General features: G+C 75.0%; 15 protein-coding genes. 3 read left to right on the forward strand and 12 right to left on the reverse strand.

Annotation, left to right across the window (positions count from 1 at the left end):
• Positions 1-56 precede the first annotated feature (56 nt).
• From AB0H83_RS39280 to AB0H83_RS39330, 11 genes are all read right to left on the reverse strand, one after another.
• Positions 57-905 carry a CoA ester lyase gene (locus AB0H83_RS39280; RefSeq protein WP_360104533.1) on the reverse strand — a complete coding sequence of 283 codons (849 nt, stop codon included), beginning with the start codon at positions 903-905 and terminating at the stop codon, positions 57-59.
• A complete protein-coding gene (locus AB0H83_RS39285; RefSeq protein ID WP_360104536.1) occupies positions 902-2,065 on the reverse strand; it encodes an acyl-CoA dehydrogenase family protein in 1,164 nt (387 codons plus the stop codon). The genes AB0H83_RS39280 and AB0H83_RS39285 overlap by 4 nt, the downstream gene beginning before the upstream one ends.
• Positions 2,066-2,070: 5 nt before the next feature.
• Positions 2,071-2,433: an OB-fold domain-containing protein gene (locus AB0H83_RS39290; protein WP_360104539.1), complete on the reverse strand. Its 363-nt coding sequence runs from the start codon at positions 2,431-2,433 to the stop codon at positions 2,071-2,073.
• Positions 2,430-3,542, reverse strand: coding sequence for a thiolase (locus AB0H83_RS39295; protein ID WP_360104542.1), 1,113 nt, complete (start codon positions 3,540-3,542; stop codon positions 2,430-2,432). Before AB0H83_RS39295 ends, AB0H83_RS39290 begins: the two co-directional genes overlap by 4 nt.
• A gap of 118 nt (positions 3,543-3,660) precedes the next feature.
• Positions 3,661-4,044 (reverse strand): MaoC/PaaZ C-terminal domain-containing protein, encoded by a 384-nt coding sequence (locus tag AB0H83_RS39300; RefSeq protein ID WP_360104545.1) that lies wholly within the window; start codon positions 4,042-4,044, stop codon positions 3,661-3,663.
• On the reverse strand, positions 4,041-4,529 hold the full coding sequence (locus tag AB0H83_RS39305) for a MaoC family dehydratase N-terminal domain-containing protein (protein WP_360104548.1): 489 nt from the start codon (positions 4,527-4,529) through the stop codon (positions 4,041-4,043). The genes AB0H83_RS39300 and AB0H83_RS39305 overlap by 4 nt, the downstream gene beginning before the upstream one ends.
• Positions 4,526-5,494: a RidA family protein gene (locus tag AB0H83_RS39310; protein ID WP_360104551.1), complete on the reverse strand. Its 969-nt coding sequence runs from the start codon at positions 5,492-5,494 to the stop codon at positions 4,526-4,528. The genes AB0H83_RS39305 and AB0H83_RS39310 overlap by 4 nt, the downstream gene beginning before the upstream one ends.
• Positions 5,491-6,906: an MmgE/PrpD family protein gene (locus AB0H83_RS39315; protein WP_360104554.1), complete on the reverse strand. Its 1,416-nt coding sequence runs from the start codon at positions 6,904-6,906 to the stop codon at positions 5,491-5,493. Before AB0H83_RS39315 ends, AB0H83_RS39310 begins: the two co-directional genes overlap by 4 nt.
• Entirely contained in the window at positions 6,903-8,114 is a 1,212-nt protein-coding gene (locus tag AB0H83_RS39320) for a CoA transferase (protein ID WP_360104557.1), read from the reverse strand. Before AB0H83_RS39320 ends, AB0H83_RS39315 begins: the two co-directional genes overlap by 4 nt.
• The gene (locus tag AB0H83_RS39325; RefSeq protein ID WP_360104560.1) at positions 8,111-9,118 is read right to left on the reverse strand and encodes an LLM class flavin-dependent oxidoreductase; all 1,008 of its coding nucleotides are present in this window, start codon (positions 9,116-9,118) and stop codon (positions 8,111-8,113) included. The genes AB0H83_RS39320 and AB0H83_RS39325 overlap by 4 nt, the downstream gene beginning before the upstream one ends.
• A gap of 85 nt (positions 9,119-9,203) precedes the next feature.
• Entirely contained in the window at positions 9,204-9,719 is a 516-nt protein-coding gene (locus tag AB0H83_RS39330; protein ID WP_360104563.1) for a MaoC family dehydratase, read from the reverse strand.
• Positions 9,720-9,795: 76 nt separating this feature from the next.
• Between AB0H83_RS39330 and AB0H83_RS39335 the strand changes: the two genes are divergently transcribed.
• Complete coding sequence (locus AB0H83_RS39335) at positions 9,796-10,488, forward strand: hypothetical protein (protein WP_360104566.1); 693 nt, start codon at positions 9,796-9,798, stop codon at positions 10,486-10,488.
• Between the two features lie 77 nt (positions 10,489-10,565).
• On the opposite strand, the gene AB0H83_RS39340 is transcribed toward AB0H83_RS39335, so the two are convergent.
• Entirely contained in the window at positions 10,566-11,369 is an 804-nt protein-coding gene (locus tag AB0H83_RS39340; protein ID WP_360104569.1) for an IclR family transcriptional regulator, read from the reverse strand.
• Between the two features lie 123 nt (positions 11,370-11,492).
• Between AB0H83_RS39340 and AB0H83_RS39345 the strand changes: the two genes are divergently transcribed.
• Together AB0H83_RS39345 and AB0H83_RS39350 are read left to right on the forward strand one after the other, a co-directional pair.
• Complete coding sequence (locus AB0H83_RS39345; protein WP_360104572.1) at positions 11,493-12,737, forward strand: flavin reductase; 1,245 nt, start codon at positions 11,493-11,495, stop codon at positions 12,735-12,737.
• A 14-nt stretch (positions 12,738-12,751) separates the two neighbouring features.
• A complete protein-coding gene (locus tag AB0H83_RS39350) occupies positions 12,752-14,029 on the forward strand; it encodes an acyl-CoA dehydrogenase family protein (protein WP_360104576.1) in 1,278 nt (425 codons plus the stop codon).

The following is a 14,029-nucleotide window of genomic DNA, read 5'->3' on the forward strand; positions in this document are numbered from 1 at the left end:
CGTCGCGGCAGCCGGGCGACCACGCCGTGCCTCCCCGCCGGCACACCGCGGGCGGGTCAGGGGGCCAGGGTGAGCAGCCGGCGGGCGGCACGGACGACGGCGGCGTCGACCATGCGGCCGTCGACGTCGACGAGCACGCCGGTGCCGGAGCCGGCCGCGGCGTCGAAGCGGCGGACCAGGTCGGCCGCCTCGGCGAGCTCCTCGGGGGTCGGGGTGAACACCTCGTTGACGACCTCGACCTGGGCCGGATGGATGCAGGCCCGGCCGAGGAACCCCAGCCGCCGGAAGGCGACGGTCGAGGCGCGCAGCGCGGTGAGGTCGCGGTAGTCGGTGCTGACCGACGCGACCGGCGGAGCGATGCCCGCGGCGGCGGCGGCCAGGACGACCTGGGAGCGCACGAAGAGCAGCTCGCGCTCGTCGGGGCCGAGGGTGACGCCGAGTTCGGCGCGCAGGTCCGCCTCGCCGATCTGCAGCCGGGCGACCCGGGGCGCGCGGGCGATGGCGGGCGCGGCGAGGACGGCGGCGGCGGACTCCAGCAGGGGCACGACCGCGACGGTGCCGACCGGCAGGCCGCACGCCTCCTCGGCGGTGGCGAGGGTGACGCCGAGCGTGGCGACGTCCGCCGCGCTGCCGGCCTTCGCCAGGCACACCCCGGCGAGGTTGGGGCCGGTGACGGCGAGTGCGTCGGCCGCGCCGGCCGGGCCGGGGTTGACCCGCACCCAGACCGCGGGGCGGCCGGTGGCGGGCAGCGCGGCGAGCCACCGCGCGACGAGCGCGCGGGCGCGGTCCTTGCCGGCGGCGGGCACGGCGTCCTCGAGGTCGACGATGAGCGCGTCGGCGCCGCGGTGCAGGGCCTTGTCGAGCTTCTGCGGCGCGTCGCCGGGGACGTAGAGGTACGACCTCATCCGATGCTGCCCTTCCCGCTGGTGAGCGCCTTGGCGATGACGATGCGCTGGATGTCGTTGGTGCCCTCACCGATCATCATGAGCGGGGCGTCGCGGTACAGGCGTTCGACGTCGAACTCCTTGGAGTAGCCGTAGCCGCCGTGGATCTGCATCGCCGACAGGGCGCACGCGGCGGCCGCCTCGGATGCGAACGCCTTCGCCATGCCGGCCTCCAGGTCGACGCGGCGGCCGGCGTCGGCGCGCGACGCCGCCCAGTACACCATGAGCCGCGCCGACTGGACCTGCATCGCCATGTCGGCGATGCGCAGCTGCACCGCCTGGAACGTGTCGATGGTGGCGCCGAACGCCCGGCGCTGGCCGGCGTAGCGCAGCGCCTCGTCGTAGGCGGCCTGGGCGATGCCGAGGGCGCGGGCGGCGACGTTGATCCGGCCGGTCTCCAGGCCGGACAGGACCTGCTGCATGCCGCGGCCCTCGACGCCGCCCAGCAGCGCCTCGGCGGGCACCCGGCAGTCGTCGAAGAGGACCTCGCAGGACTCGGTGCCCCGGTACCCGAGCTTCGGCAGGTCCCGGAGCACCTCGAAGCCGGGGGTGCCGGCCTCGACCAGCAGCACCGACATGCCGCGGTGCGCGGGGGCGGCGGCCGGGTCGGTCTTGACGAGCACCGGCAGCGGGTCGGCGTGGCGGGCGTTGGTGATCCACGTCTTGCGGCCGGTGATCACGTAGTGGTCGCCGTCGCGGCGGGCGACGGTGCGGATGCCCTGCAGGTCGGTGCCGGCGTCGGGTTCGGTGAGCGCGATGCCGGTGCGGCGGGCGCCCGTGGCGAGGTCCGGCAGGTACCGGCGGCGCTGCTCGTCGGTGCCGTGCCGGGCGATCAGCCAGCAGGACAGGGAGTGGCTGCCGAGGATGCCGGCGATGCCCATCCAGCCCTTGGCGATCTCCTCGAAGACGAGGGCGAAGGACACCATGTCGGCGCCGAGGCCGCCGTACTCCTCGGGGACGGTGAGCCCGAACAGCCCCATCTGCCGCATGGTCGCGACGATCTCGGCCGGGTAGCGGCCGGTCGCCTCCCACTCCCGGGCCACGGGGCGGATCTCCCGGTCGACGAAGGCGCGCAGCGCGTCGCGGAACTGGTGCTGCTCATCGGTAAGCTCGAAGTCCACTGTGGTCACTCCAGGACGAAGACGGGAAGGTTGCGGCCGTCGTCCAGCGGCCGCCAGTGCACGCGGACGGCGGCGCCGATCGCGGCGTCCTGCCACGGCTCGACGTTGGACACCAGCCGGGGCCCCTCGGTCAGCGCGACGATCGCGACCGCGTACGGCTCGGCGGCGCGCCGCACGACGGTGAAGGTCTCGATGACACCCGTGCCCGCGGCGTCCACCAGCGGTGGCTCGGGGCCGCCGCAGCGCAGGCACAGCGGCCGCGGGTAGTGCTGGTGGTGCCCGCACGCGGCGCACCGCTGCACGGTGAGCCGGCGCTGCCGGGTCGCGTCCCACCAGGCGGCGGTCGTCTCGTCCTGCGGTGGCGTCACGACGGCCGTCCCAGCAGGACGGTGCCGTGCGTGGACAGGATGCCGCCGGTACCGTGGACCAGCGCGACCCGGTCGTCGGTGCCGCGCAGCCGGCGCACCGCCTCGACCAGCAGCAGCACGCCGAGCTGCCCGGGGTGGCAGTACGACAGGCCACCGCCGGACGTGTTCATCGGCAGGGTCCGCGCGGCGACGAGGTCGGGCGCCTCGCCGAAGCCGCAGAACCCGAGGGCCTCCAGCGACAGCAGCACGGTGATGGTGAACGAGTCGTAGATCTGGGCGCTGTCGACGTCGGCGGGGGTGAGCCCGGCCATGGCGAACGCGCGCCGCCCGGACCCGGTGGCGCCGGTGCGCAGCAGGTCGCCGGCGCCGACGATCGACGTGCCCGTGGTCGCCTCGCCGTAGCCGAGCACCTCGACCGGCACGGCGGGCAGGTCCCGGGCCCGGTCGGCGGCGCACAGCACGACGGCGCCACCGCCGTCGGTGACCAGGCAGCAGTCCGCGACCCGCAGCGGGTCGCTCAGCAACGGGCTGTCCTCCACATCCGCGGCGGTCAGCGGCCCGGCGCCGTGGCGGAAGGCGCGCGGGTTGCGCAGGGCCCACTCGCGGGCGGCGACGGCGACCTGCGTCATCCCGGCCCGCCCCCGTGCGGCGCCGTACGTGTGCAGGTACAGCTGCGCCGCCAAGGCGTACGCCGACACCGGGTACAGCGGCCGGTACGGCTGCTCGAACTGCGCCTCCGGGGTGTGCGCCTCGTACGGGTCGAAGCTGCGGCTGCGGGCGGAGCGCTGGTTGGAGGCGTACGAGACGACGACGACCGACGCCTGCCCGGCCCGGATCGCCTGGACGGCGTGGCCGACGTACAGCTCGGGCGCGGAGCCGCCGGCGAACGTCGAGTCGGTCCACTGTGGACGGATGCCGAGATGCTCGGCGACCTGGGTGGCGGAGAAGCGGGACACGCCGTTGGTGGCCAGGCCGTCGACGTCGGCGAGGCGCAGCCCGGCGTCGGCGAGCGCGCGGGTGACGGCCTGGGCCTGCAGGTGCAGCACCGTCTTGCCGGTGACGCCGAGGTCGGACTCGGCGGCCCCGACGACGCACACCCCCGTGCTCACGTCGTCCCCTCCCCTGCGCTCCGGCGCCGCCGCGAGCCAGAACTGCGCCCATGGTTCGCGGCCCCTCCGCTCCGCTCCGGCCCGCTCACGCCGTCACCTCCGCTCCGCTCCGGCCCGCTCACCGCAGCTCCACAGTGGACGCCGCAGGCGCGACCGCCACCCGGTCGCCGGCGAGCACCTGATGCTCGACCGTGACCAGGCGTCCATCGACCGCGGTGACGGTGCCGACGCAGCGGACGGTCTCCCCCGCGTACACCAGCTGCTTGAAACGGAACCGGAGCGTGCGCAGCACCCCGGCGGCCCCGATCCAGTCCTGGACCTGCTCGGCGAGCAGCGCGCCGAACACCTGGCCGTCCACCACGGGCCGGTCCAGCCCCCGCTCGGCCAGATACTCGGGGTCGTAGTGCAGCCGGTGCCAGTCCCAGGTGGCGCCCGCGTAGGCGATCATGTCGGGCAGTGTGATGCGCCGTTCGAGCGGCGGCAGCTGCAGGCCGGGCCTCACGGCGCCACCCCCAGGTAGATGATGGTCTCCTCGTTGGTGGCGAGCAGGTCGCCGTCCTGGTTGGTGTACGTGGCCCGGGACGTGAACACCAGCATGGGCTGCCCGGCACCCGTGCTCCGCTCGGCGATGTCCACCAGCCGCCACACGGCGGTGACCACGTCGTCGGGGCGCACCGCCCGGTGGAACTCGTAGGCGTTGCCGCCGCGGACCTGGCGGGTACCGGGCAGGTCGATGCCCCAGCTGTGCCCGGCGTAGCCCTCGGCGTCCGCGGGCAGCCCGGCGTACTGGTTGGTCTCGCAGATGAGCGTCGGCGGCGCGACGACCCCGTCGTGGCCGGCGGCACGGGCGGCCGCGTCGTCGGTGTAGACGGGGTTGTGGTCGCCGACGGCGAGCGCGAAGTAGCGGATCGCGGCCCGGCCGAAGGGCTCCGGCGCGGTGTAGGTGACCTCCCGGCCGACGAGCGCCCGGATCGCGTCGGTCATCATGCGAGCACCGCCGTCGGCACGACCTCGATGAGGAACTCGGGGCGCAGCAGCGCGGAGCAGACCACGGAGGTGACCGCGGCGCCCGGGTACCGCTCGGCCCGCAGCGCGGCGAGCCTCGGATGATCGGCCAGGCCCGCCGGGGTGACGTACTCGACGAGCCGGGTGACGGTGGCGCCGGCGGCGACCAGGTCGATGTTGTCGTAGACGTACGCGGCCTGCGCCAGGAGGTCCCCGTCGTGCACGGCGAGCTGGGTGGCCGGGTCGAGGGCGCCGAAGCCGGACATGACGACGGTGTCCCCGGCCACGACGCCCGGCTGGTAGGTGAGCGTGTCGTAGCGGGCCCAGCCGGGGTTCACCGCGCGCAGCGGGCCGCGGGCGGCCAGGGCGTCGAGGGACACCGCGGCGCCGGGCGCGACCGGCGTGTCGACGAGGATGCCGGCGGCGCCGGGGAAGACCGGGCCGAGCAGCTCCCGGCGGGGCCGCCCGCAGCGCGGGTAGTCGGCGCGGGTCGCGGTGGCGGTGAAATCGGTCGTGCGCACCAGCGCGTCCAGGCCGAGCCCGGCGGCGTCCAGCAGCTCGCCGATGCGTCGCAGGCACCAGGTGTACTGGTCGCGGAAGGCGCCCTCGGCGGTGTGCACGCTCGGCAGGTGCACGAGGTCCCCGGCGGCGCGCAGCACACCGCCGTCGCCGGCGTCCACGACGGTCCCGCCGCCGGGATGCAGCACCAGGTCGACGGCGAAGGTGTGCGCGGGGTCGGGGAACCCGGCGACCGGGACGACCGACAGTGGCGCCCGGTGCCCGTCGAGGAACCGCTCCCGGTCGGCGGCGCCCGGGACGCCGGTGCGGTACTCGGTGACGTGCACGACGTCGCCGGGCCCGGACCCGGCGCCGGCGAGCCGGCGGGCAACCTCGGCGTAGACGGTGCCCGGGTCGGTGCCGGCGGTCGCCGGCAGGTAGGTGGTCATCCGGTCGCTCCCAGCGCGTCGAGAAGGTCGTCGAGGTCCGTGGCGGCCGGCAGCGCGTCCACGGCGGCGAGCACCGCCGGGCCGCCCGGGCCGAGGTTGGCGAGGGCCTTGGCCCGCACGGTCGCGTCGAGGCCGGGCGCACCGGGCCCGCCGCCGCTCCGCGGCACCTGCGCGGTCACCGTCCGGCCGTCGCGCAGCGTCACCGTGAGCCGCCCGGGCTGGTCGGCGGCGGGCCCCTCGGCGGCGGCGACGCGGTGCCGTACCAGGGCAGCGAGGGCCAGCACGTCGGGCCGGTCGACGGCGGTGAACGTGTCGACGGTGACCGCGCCGTCGAGCAGCATCGCCGCGACGCACCAGGCGAGCGCGAACTTCGCCTGGTACCCGGTGCGCGGCGCGGCCTGGTCGGGCCCGCACACGATGGCGACCGCGTCGGGGTGCACGTCCACGACGACGGCGGCGATCTCGGCCCCGATCTCGGCCCCGATCTCGGCCGCGATCTCGGCGGCGGTGAGGCGCAGGGTCGCGGCGGCGTCGAGCGGGGCGTGCAGCAACTGGCACGCCGGGTACGGCTTCACGGTGATCCGGGTCAGCTCGAAGCGCTCGCCGAGACCGTCCAGGACCGCGCCGGGCTCGACCGCCCGCCCGGTGAGCGCGGCGTAGAACCCCGACGGGCCCTCGATCGCGCTCGCCGGGCCGCTCGCGCCGGCGGCGGCGAGCCGGGCGGCGAGGATGCCGTGGTGCGCGGCGAAGCCGGTGTGCAGCTGCTTCGTCGACGCCCCGGTGTGCAGGAACTCCAGCAGCCCGCCGGCCTGGCTGGCGGCGATGCCGAGCGCGTCGACCGTCTGCGCGTGGGTGAGGCGGTGCAGCCGGGCGGCGGTGAGCGCGGCGGCGATGACCCCGCAGGCGGCCGTGGCGTGCAGGCCGCGGGCGTGGAACGCGTGCGGTGCGGCGGCGCCGAGCCGGCAGACGGTCTCCAGGCCCACGGCCGCGGCGGCGACGGCCTCGGCGCCGGTGACCCGCAGCTGCTCGCCGACGGCCAGGACGACCGGCAGGACGGGCGCGGTCGCGTGCACCAGGCCGCCGGCGTGGGTGTCGTCGAAGTCGAGGGCGTGCACGAGGACCCCGCCGGCGAGCGCGGCCGCCGGCGCGCCGAGGCGGGTGGCGGTGCCGGGGATGCGGGCCTCCGGCGGCCCGCCGAGCCCGCGGGCGACGGCGAGCGCCGGCTCGGCGGCCCCGGCGCGCAGGGCGGCGACGGCGGTGCCGCACCCGTCGAGCAGGTGCCGCAGCGCCGCCGCGACGGCATCGGGCGGCAGCGAGTCGAGGGTGACCGACAGCCCCCACCCGGCGAGCCCTTCGGCGATCGTCGTGCGGCCGGTCGCCGGGCCGGCGGTTGCCGGGCGGTCGGTCGTCATGCGGGTGGTCCGAAGGCGCCGGCGGCGGTCAGGGCGGCGACGCGGGTGTCGTCGTAGCCGAGGACGTCGTGCAGGACGTACGCGGCGTCCTCGTTGCGGCGCGGGGCCCGGCGGTGCTCGACCGGCTCGCCGCCGACCCGCACCGGCGAGGCCGGCTGGCGGATCGTGCCGAAGCGCGGGTGCTCGGTCTCCACGAGCATGCCGCGGGCGGCGGTGTGCGGGTCGGCGAGGGCGGCGGCGACGTCGTTGACGGGCCCGCACGGGATGCCGGCCGGCTCCAGCTCGGCGAGCCACGCCGCGACCGTCCGCGTCGCGAACGCGGCCTCGAGCAGGCCGAGCAGCGCCGCCGAGTGCCGGTGCCGGTCGCCGAAGGTCGCGAACCGCGGGTCCGCCGCGAGCGACGTGCCGGCGAGCCGGTCCAGCAGCGCGGCGAGGCGCTGCCAGAACTTCTCCTTCGCGCAGCCGACGACGAGCCACCCGTCGGCGGCCCGGAACACCTGGAACGGCACCAGCGACGGGTGCGCCGAGTGGTGGGTGCGGGCCGGTTCGAAGCCGCCGTTGAGGTGCCACACGGCCGGGTAGGTGAGCATGCCGACGGCGGTGTCGTACAGGCTCAGGTCGCAGTCCATGCCGACGCCGTCGCGGCGGGCCGCGTGGACCCCGGCCAGCAGCGCGATCGCGGCGACGAGGCCGCCGCTGTAGTCCACGAGGGACAGCCCGCTCTTCGTCGGCGGCCCGTCGGGCTCGCCGGTGAGGTCCATCCAGCCGGCGAGGCCCTGCAGGACGTAGTCGTAGCCGGGCTGGGCGGCGCGCGGGCCGGTCATGCCGAAGCCGGTCAGGGAGCAGCAGACGATGGCGGGGTTGACCCCGGCGAGGTCCTCGTAGCGGATGCCGAGCTTGGCGGGCACGTCGCCGCGCAGGTTGGAGTAGACGGCGTGGCTGGTCCGCACCAGGTCCTCCAGGACGAGCCGGCCGGCGGGCCCGGTGACGTCGAGGGAGATGGAGCGCTTGTTGCGGTTGAACGTCTCGAAGAACAGCGAGTCCTCGCCGTCGGCGAACGGCGGCACGTACCGGCCGACGTCGCCGCCGGTCCGCGGGTCCTCGATCTTGATCACCTCGGCGCCGAGGTCGGCGAGGTGGACGGAGCCGAAGGGTCCGGCGCCGTACTGCTCCAGGGAGACGATGCGGATGTCAGCGAGGGGTCTCACCGGTGCAGCTCCTCGATCAGGCGCAGGATCGCGTCCTGCAGCTCACGGATCCGTTCGGGTGGCAGCCCGTACGTGGGCGGGCTGAGCTTGACCGCGCCGGCGAGGCCCGCGTACCCCGCGATCCGCCCGGCGACCTGGTCGGCGGTGCCGGCGAGGCAGAGCCGGTCGACCATGGCCGGGGCGACGGCGCCGGCGAGCCCGTCGGCGGGCAGCCCGCCGCGGAACGCCTCGACCACCCGCTGCTGCTCGCCGGCGAGGTCGTGGAAGGCGAACAGGTCGGCGTAGGTGCGCACGGAGGCGTAGAAGCCGACGACCCCGGCGGCGGCGGCGCGGGCCCGCGCCGGGTCGTCGTCGATCGCGCAGCAGGCCGACACGACGACCTCGAAGCCGGGCGGCGGCTGCAGGCGGGGCAGGATGTGCCCGGCCAGATACGCCGGGGAGCACAGCTCGTGGGAGATCCAGCCGTCGCCGATCTCCCCGGCGAGGGCGGTCATCGCGGGTCCGACCCCGGCGAGGTGGATCGGGATCCGGTCGCGGACCGGCCGGTACGGGCGCCGGTAGCCGCGCACCCGCAGCCGCACCGTCTCCCCGTCGAGGTCGATCGGGTCCCCGGCGTGGGCCTTGGCGACGAGGAGGCGCACCGCGGCGACGGTCTCCCGCAGCCGGCGCACCGGCCGGTCCCAGGTGACGCCGTGCCAGTCCTCGTTGAGCCGCTGCACGCCGGTGCCGAGGCCGAGGCGCAGCCGGCCGCCGGACAGCTCGTCGAGGTCGAGGGCGGACAGCGCGGTGAGAAACGGGCTGCGGGCGAACGCCAGCGCGATGCCGGTGCCGATGCCGACCGTGCCGGTGCGGCAGGCGAGCGCGGCGGCGGTGACGGGGGCGCTGCGGTGCAGCTCGGGCGCCCAGACCACGGCCGCGCCGGCCGCCTCTGCCCGGGCCGCCGCGGCGAGCTGCTCCTGGAGGGTCTCGCCCCAGGGCTGAAAATGCACCACGGGAAAGTTCATGCCGTCACCTCCGCTGCGCTCCGGCGCCAGCCTGAACTCCACCCTGAGCTGCTGATTCGCAGCCCTCCGCTGCGCTGCGGCCCGCTCATGCGGTCAGCGGTCCGGTCTTCGCCACGGGGAAGTGCGACTTGTCGTGCGGGGCGTCGCGGCGGTACACCATGACGCTGCGCCGCCAGGACATGACCTCGGCGCCGTCCTGGTTGAGGCCGCGGGTGCGGCAGGTGACGATGCCCGCGTACGGGCGTGACGCCGACGGGCGGACCGCCAGCACGATCGACTCGGCGTAGAGGGTGTCACCGACGAACACCGGCGCGGTGAGGCGGATCTCCTCCCAGCCGAGGTTCATGATGGCGTGCTGGCTCATGTCGGACACCGACAGCCCGAGCACGATCGCGACGCTGAGCCCCGAGTTGACGATGAGCCGCCCGTACGGCGCACCGGCGGCGAAGTGGGCGTTGAAGTGGTTCTGGTTCGTGTTCATGGTCAGCAACGTGAACCAGGTGTTGTCGGCCTCGCTGACGGTGCGGCCCAGCGGGTGCTGGTACACGGCGCCGACGCTGAAGTCCTCGAAGTAGTTCCCGTGGGAGTCGCCCGGCGTCATGCCGTGACGCTAGGCAGGGCGCCGCACCGGAGTCAAGGACTTGTTTCGCACAGCGGATCAGTGTTTCCATTGTGCAATGGGCTGGTGGATCCTGCTGCACGTCGTGCTGTTCGTGTTCTGGCTGGGTGGGGACCTGGGCGTCTTCTACTCCAGCCGGTTCGTCCTGCGGGAGGACCTGCCCCCGGTGGCGCGCAACACCGCGCTGAAGATCATGGGCGGGCTGGACCTGGGCCCGAAGATCTGCCTGGTGCTCTTCCTGCCCAGCGGGGTCACCCTGATGGCCCTGGACTCCCACGGCGCGGCGCTGGGCGGCTTCGAGCTGTTCCACTGGTGGACCGTGCTGCCGGTGTGGCTGTTCGCCTTCGGGTGGCTGTTCCTGACGATCAAGGACCATCACGCGCCGGGGAAACACCCCGTGGTGCGGCAGGCCGACTGGGGCATCCGCATCGCGTTGATCGCCGTCCTGTACGCCCTGGCCGCGTACACGATCGTGGCGGACGAGCCGTTCGGCGTGTCGAGCAACCCGAAGTGGCTCGGCGCGAAGGTCGCCCTCTACGCCACGGCGATCGCGTGCGGCCTGGGCATCCGGCTCACGCTGCGCGGCTTCGCCGCCCCCTACGGCGCGCTGATGACGACCGGCTCGACCCCGGACGTGGAGCGCGCGCTGCGGCGGGCGGTGGACGGCTGCCTGCCCTACGTGTGGGGCATCTGGCTGTCCGTCCTGGCCGCCGCCGCGTTCGGCATCCTCAAGCCATGGATGCACGGCTGAGACCAGCGCGGGACGCGCGGCTGAGCCGGCCCCATGACACGCGGGCGGGACCAGCCCGGGACGCGCGGCCAGGACCGTCAGTCCGGGCGGTACCCGAGGTGACCGGAGACCCGGGCGGTCGCGGCGAGGAGCCGGTCGGCGCACTCGGACATGCGCGACTTGAAGCGCGACAGCGGCCCGGCCACCGACAGCACCGCGATGACGTGCCCGTCGTGGTCGAAGACCGGCGCGGCGACCGAGGCGGCACCGACCTGGCGCTCCCCCAGCGACGTGGCGTAGCCGCGGCGCTGGATGGCGGCCAGCTCCAGGCGCAGCGCGGCGTCCTCGACGATCGTCTTCTCCGTCAGCGCGGTGAGGGCGTGCTTGGCCAGGTACACCTCGATCTCGTCCTCGCCGAGGAAGGCCAGGAACGCCTTCGACGACGCGCCCGCGTGCAGCGGGTAGGGCGTGCCGAGCTGGACCTCCAGGCGCAGCTCCTGCTCGGGCACCACCTGGTCGGCGTAGAGGCGCATGTCGCCGCGGCGGATGGACAGGGTGGCGGTCTCGCCGGTCTCCTCCGACAGCCGCCGCAGCTCCGGCGCGGCGATCGCGCGCAGGTCGGTGCGGGCCAGGTAGGCCCGCCCGAGCGCCACCGCGGCGTGGCCGAGCGCATACCGCCGGGTGGTCGGGTCGACGCTCACCAGGTCGCGGTTACGCAGCGCGGTGAGGATGCGGTGCACCGCCGCCTTGGTGAGGCCCAGCTCGGCGGCGATCTCGGTGACGCCGAGGTCGGGGCGCCCGACCCGGCCGAAGAGCAGCAGGACGTCCATGGCCCGCTCGACCGCCGCGATGGAACGGCTGGCGGAGCTGTCGGCGGTGGCCGTCGTAGTGGTGGTCGACACTCCAGAAGTCTACTCGCAGATTTCCCTAGGGGAAACGGCGTCGCGCATCGTTGACATCACTTCACCGCCGTCGTTACCGTGATGGTGACAGCGTTTCGCTAAGTGGAACATAAGGTGGAGCGGGTGACGATCGACCCTGACACGTTCCGCTCGGTGCTCGCACAGTGGCCCAGCGGCGTCAGCGTCGTGACCACCGTCGCGGGCGACGGCTGGCACGGCATGACCGCGAGCTCGTTCTCCAGTGTGAGCATCGACCCGCCACTGATCCTCGTCTGCCTCAACCGGCGCATCACCACGCACGCGCTCATCGAGGCCAGCGGCGTCTTCGCCGTCAGCGTCCTGGCCAAGGACCAGACGGTAGTCGGGCGCCGCTTCGCCGGGCAGGAGGGCGTCGCCGACCGGTTCGCCGGCGGCGCCTGGCAGACCCGGGTGACCGGCGCGCCGGTGCTGACCGACGCCGTCGGCTGGCTCGACTGCCGGGTCGTGCACGCGTACGCCGGCGGCGACCACACCATCTTCGTCGGCGCGGTGCTCGGTGCGGCGACCGAGCGGATCGTCGCGCCGCTGCTGTTCCACTCCCGGGCCTGGGGGCAGCTCGCCGACGTGCTGCCCGACGCGGTCGACGTCGCCGACAGCGGCCTGCTGTCCGCGCTGCGCCACCACGCCGTGCCGGCCGGCGCCGTGGGCACCCTCGCCACCGCGCTGCGCGCCGCCGGGGTCCGGGTCCGGGTCCGCGACCCGCACGGCGGCCTGGACTCCACCGGCGACCGGCGCACCGCCACCGCGCTCGTCGCCACCGCCGACGAGGTCGCCGGCGCGGCGCTCGGCGGCGCCGGCGTGCTGGAGCTGCCCGCCGGCGACCCCGCCGGCACCAGGCACATCCTGGACGAGGCGCGCCGCTACGACATGACGGCGACCTGCTGGCTGCCGGACGCGTTCGCCCCCGCCCGCGCCGGTGAGGTCCTGGACGCCGTCGACATGCTCGCCGCGCTCGGCTGCGACGAGATCGGCCTCGACGAGGGCGCCGAGGCCGCCTCGCCCCGGCAGGTCCGGGCGCTGCTGCAGGACGCGACCGTGCGCGCCTCGACCAGCGCGCGGCCCGTGCCGCTGCGGGTGCGCCTGCGTGACCGGCACGGCCTCGGCCTGGTCAACGCGCTGACCGCGATGAAGAGCGGGGTGCGGCACTTCGACACCACCCTGGGCGGCATCGACGGCGCCCTGGCCTGCGAGGACGTACAGTTCCTCGCCGATCGGCTCGGCGTGGCCTGCGACAGCCCCCGCGCCGCCCTCGTCGCGGCCGCCGCCGACCTCGAACGACACCTGGGCGGCGCGCTGCCCGGCCGCACGTACCGCGTACCGATCTCCTGAAGGGACCCGCTGTCATGGCACAGCTCACCGCCGACCGCCTGCTGGACGGCCTGTCCGACGTCGAGCACGGCCGGGCCGAACGGGTCGAATCCGTCCTGCCCGCGCTGCGCGACGCCGCGGCCACCGCCGACACCGAGGGCCGCTTCCCGGTCGAGCACGTGGCCCGCCTGCGCGACGCGGGGCTGCTCGGCCTGGTCGTGCCGGAGCAGTACGGCGGGCTCGGCGGCACCCTGCGCGACCTCGCCGCCGCCACCTTCGCCATGGGCACCGCCTGCGGCTCGACGGCCCTGGCCTACTTCTTCCACAACACCAGCGCCTCCCGCGGGCTGCTGCCGCTGGAGGCGATCAAGGCCGGGCTGTTCGAGCCGGAGGAGATCCCGGCGGTGCAGGCGTTCGCCGAGAAGGTCCTCACCCGCATGGCCGGCGGCGTCTGGCTCGCCAACTTCGCCAGCGAGTCGGTGAAGACCGCCGGCGCCAACATCTCCATCAGCACCACCGCCACCAAGGTCGACGGCGGGTGGCTGCTCAACGGCGAGAAGTCCTTCGGCTGCGCCACCGGCGTCGCCGACTACTACCTCACCACCGCCCGCCTCGACGGCACCGACACCGCCGCCGGGCTCGCCACGTTCTTCGTGCCCCGCGACGCCGCCGGCGTCGGCGAGCGCCCCACCTGGGACGCGCTCGGCATGCGGGCCACCGCCAACCAGGGCATCACCCTCAAGGACGTGTTCATCGCCGGCGACGAGGCGCTCACCGTGCCCGGCGCGTTCGTGCGGATGCTGCAGGTCAGCCGCGGCTCGTTCGTCGGCAACCAGCTCGCCATCTCCGCGGTCTACCTGGGCGCCGCGCAGTCGGCGTACGACGCCGCGCTCGCCGCGACCACCGGCAAGACGTTCGCCGACACCGGCCGGCCCATCGCCAGCAGCCCCATGCACCAGGTGCTCTTCGGCGACATGACCGAACGCCTGGAGACCGCGTACCTGTGGATCCGCCGCCAGCTGGAGCTGGAGACCTCCGAGCCGCCGCTGCGCGGCAAGGACGAGGTGTTCCGCCAGTGGCGGCTGGCGAAGGGCTCCATCACCGAGGCCTGCTTCGACGTCGCCGTCGGCGCGCTCAAGTGCACCGGCACGTCCGGCACCGCCAACACCGGCGTCATCGCCCGTGCCGTCCGGGACCTCGCGATGTCGTTGGTCATGACGTTCCCCGCCGAACGCGGCCGGCTCGAGGCCGCCAACCTCATCACCACCGGCGCCGAGAACGCGCTGTTCGCCAACGTCGCGAAGGAGCGCTGA

Origin of the sequence: Dactylosporangium sp. NPDC050688 (assembly GCF_040654515.1) — a bacterium.
In the GTDB taxonomy this organism is placed as follows: domain Bacteria; phylum Actinomycetota; class Actinomycetes; order Mycobacteriales; family Micromonosporaceae; genus Dactylosporangium.

Excerpts from the sequence above, each read along its gene's own strand:
- AB0H83_RS39280 (WP_360104533.1), bottom strand. The coding sequence starts at position 905 with ATGAGGTCGTACCTCTACGTCCCCGGCGACGCGCCGCAGAAGCTCGAC.
- AB0H83_RS39305 (WP_360104548.1), bottom strand. The coding sequence starts at position 4,529 with ATGATGACCGACGCGATCCGGGCGCTCGTCGGCCGGGAGGTCACCTAC.
- AB0H83_RS39310 (WP_360104551.1), bottom strand. The coding sequence starts at position 5,494 with ATGACCACCTACCTGCCGGCGACCGCCGGCACCGACCCGGGCACCGTC.
- AB0H83_RS39315 (WP_360104554.1), bottom strand. The coding sequence starts at position 6,906 with ATGACGACCGACCGCCCGGCAACCGCCGGCCCGGCGACCGGCCGCACG.
- AB0H83_RS39325 (WP_360104560.1), bottom strand. The coding sequence starts at position 9,118 with ATGAACTTTCCCGTGGTGCATTTTCAGCCCTGGGGCGAGACCCTCCAG.
- AB0H83_RS39330 (WP_360104563.1), bottom strand. The coding sequence starts at position 9,719 with ATGACGCCGGGCGACTCCCACGGGAACTACTTCGAGGACTTCAGCGTC.
- AB0H83_RS39335 (WP_360104566.1), top strand. The coding sequence starts at position 9,796 with ATGGGCTGGTGGATCCTGCTGCACGTCGTGCTGTTCGTGTTCTGGCTG.
- AB0H83_RS39350 (WP_360104576.1), top strand. The coding sequence starts at position 12,752 with ATGGCACAGCTCACCGCCGACCGCCTGCTGGACGGCCTGTCCGACGTC.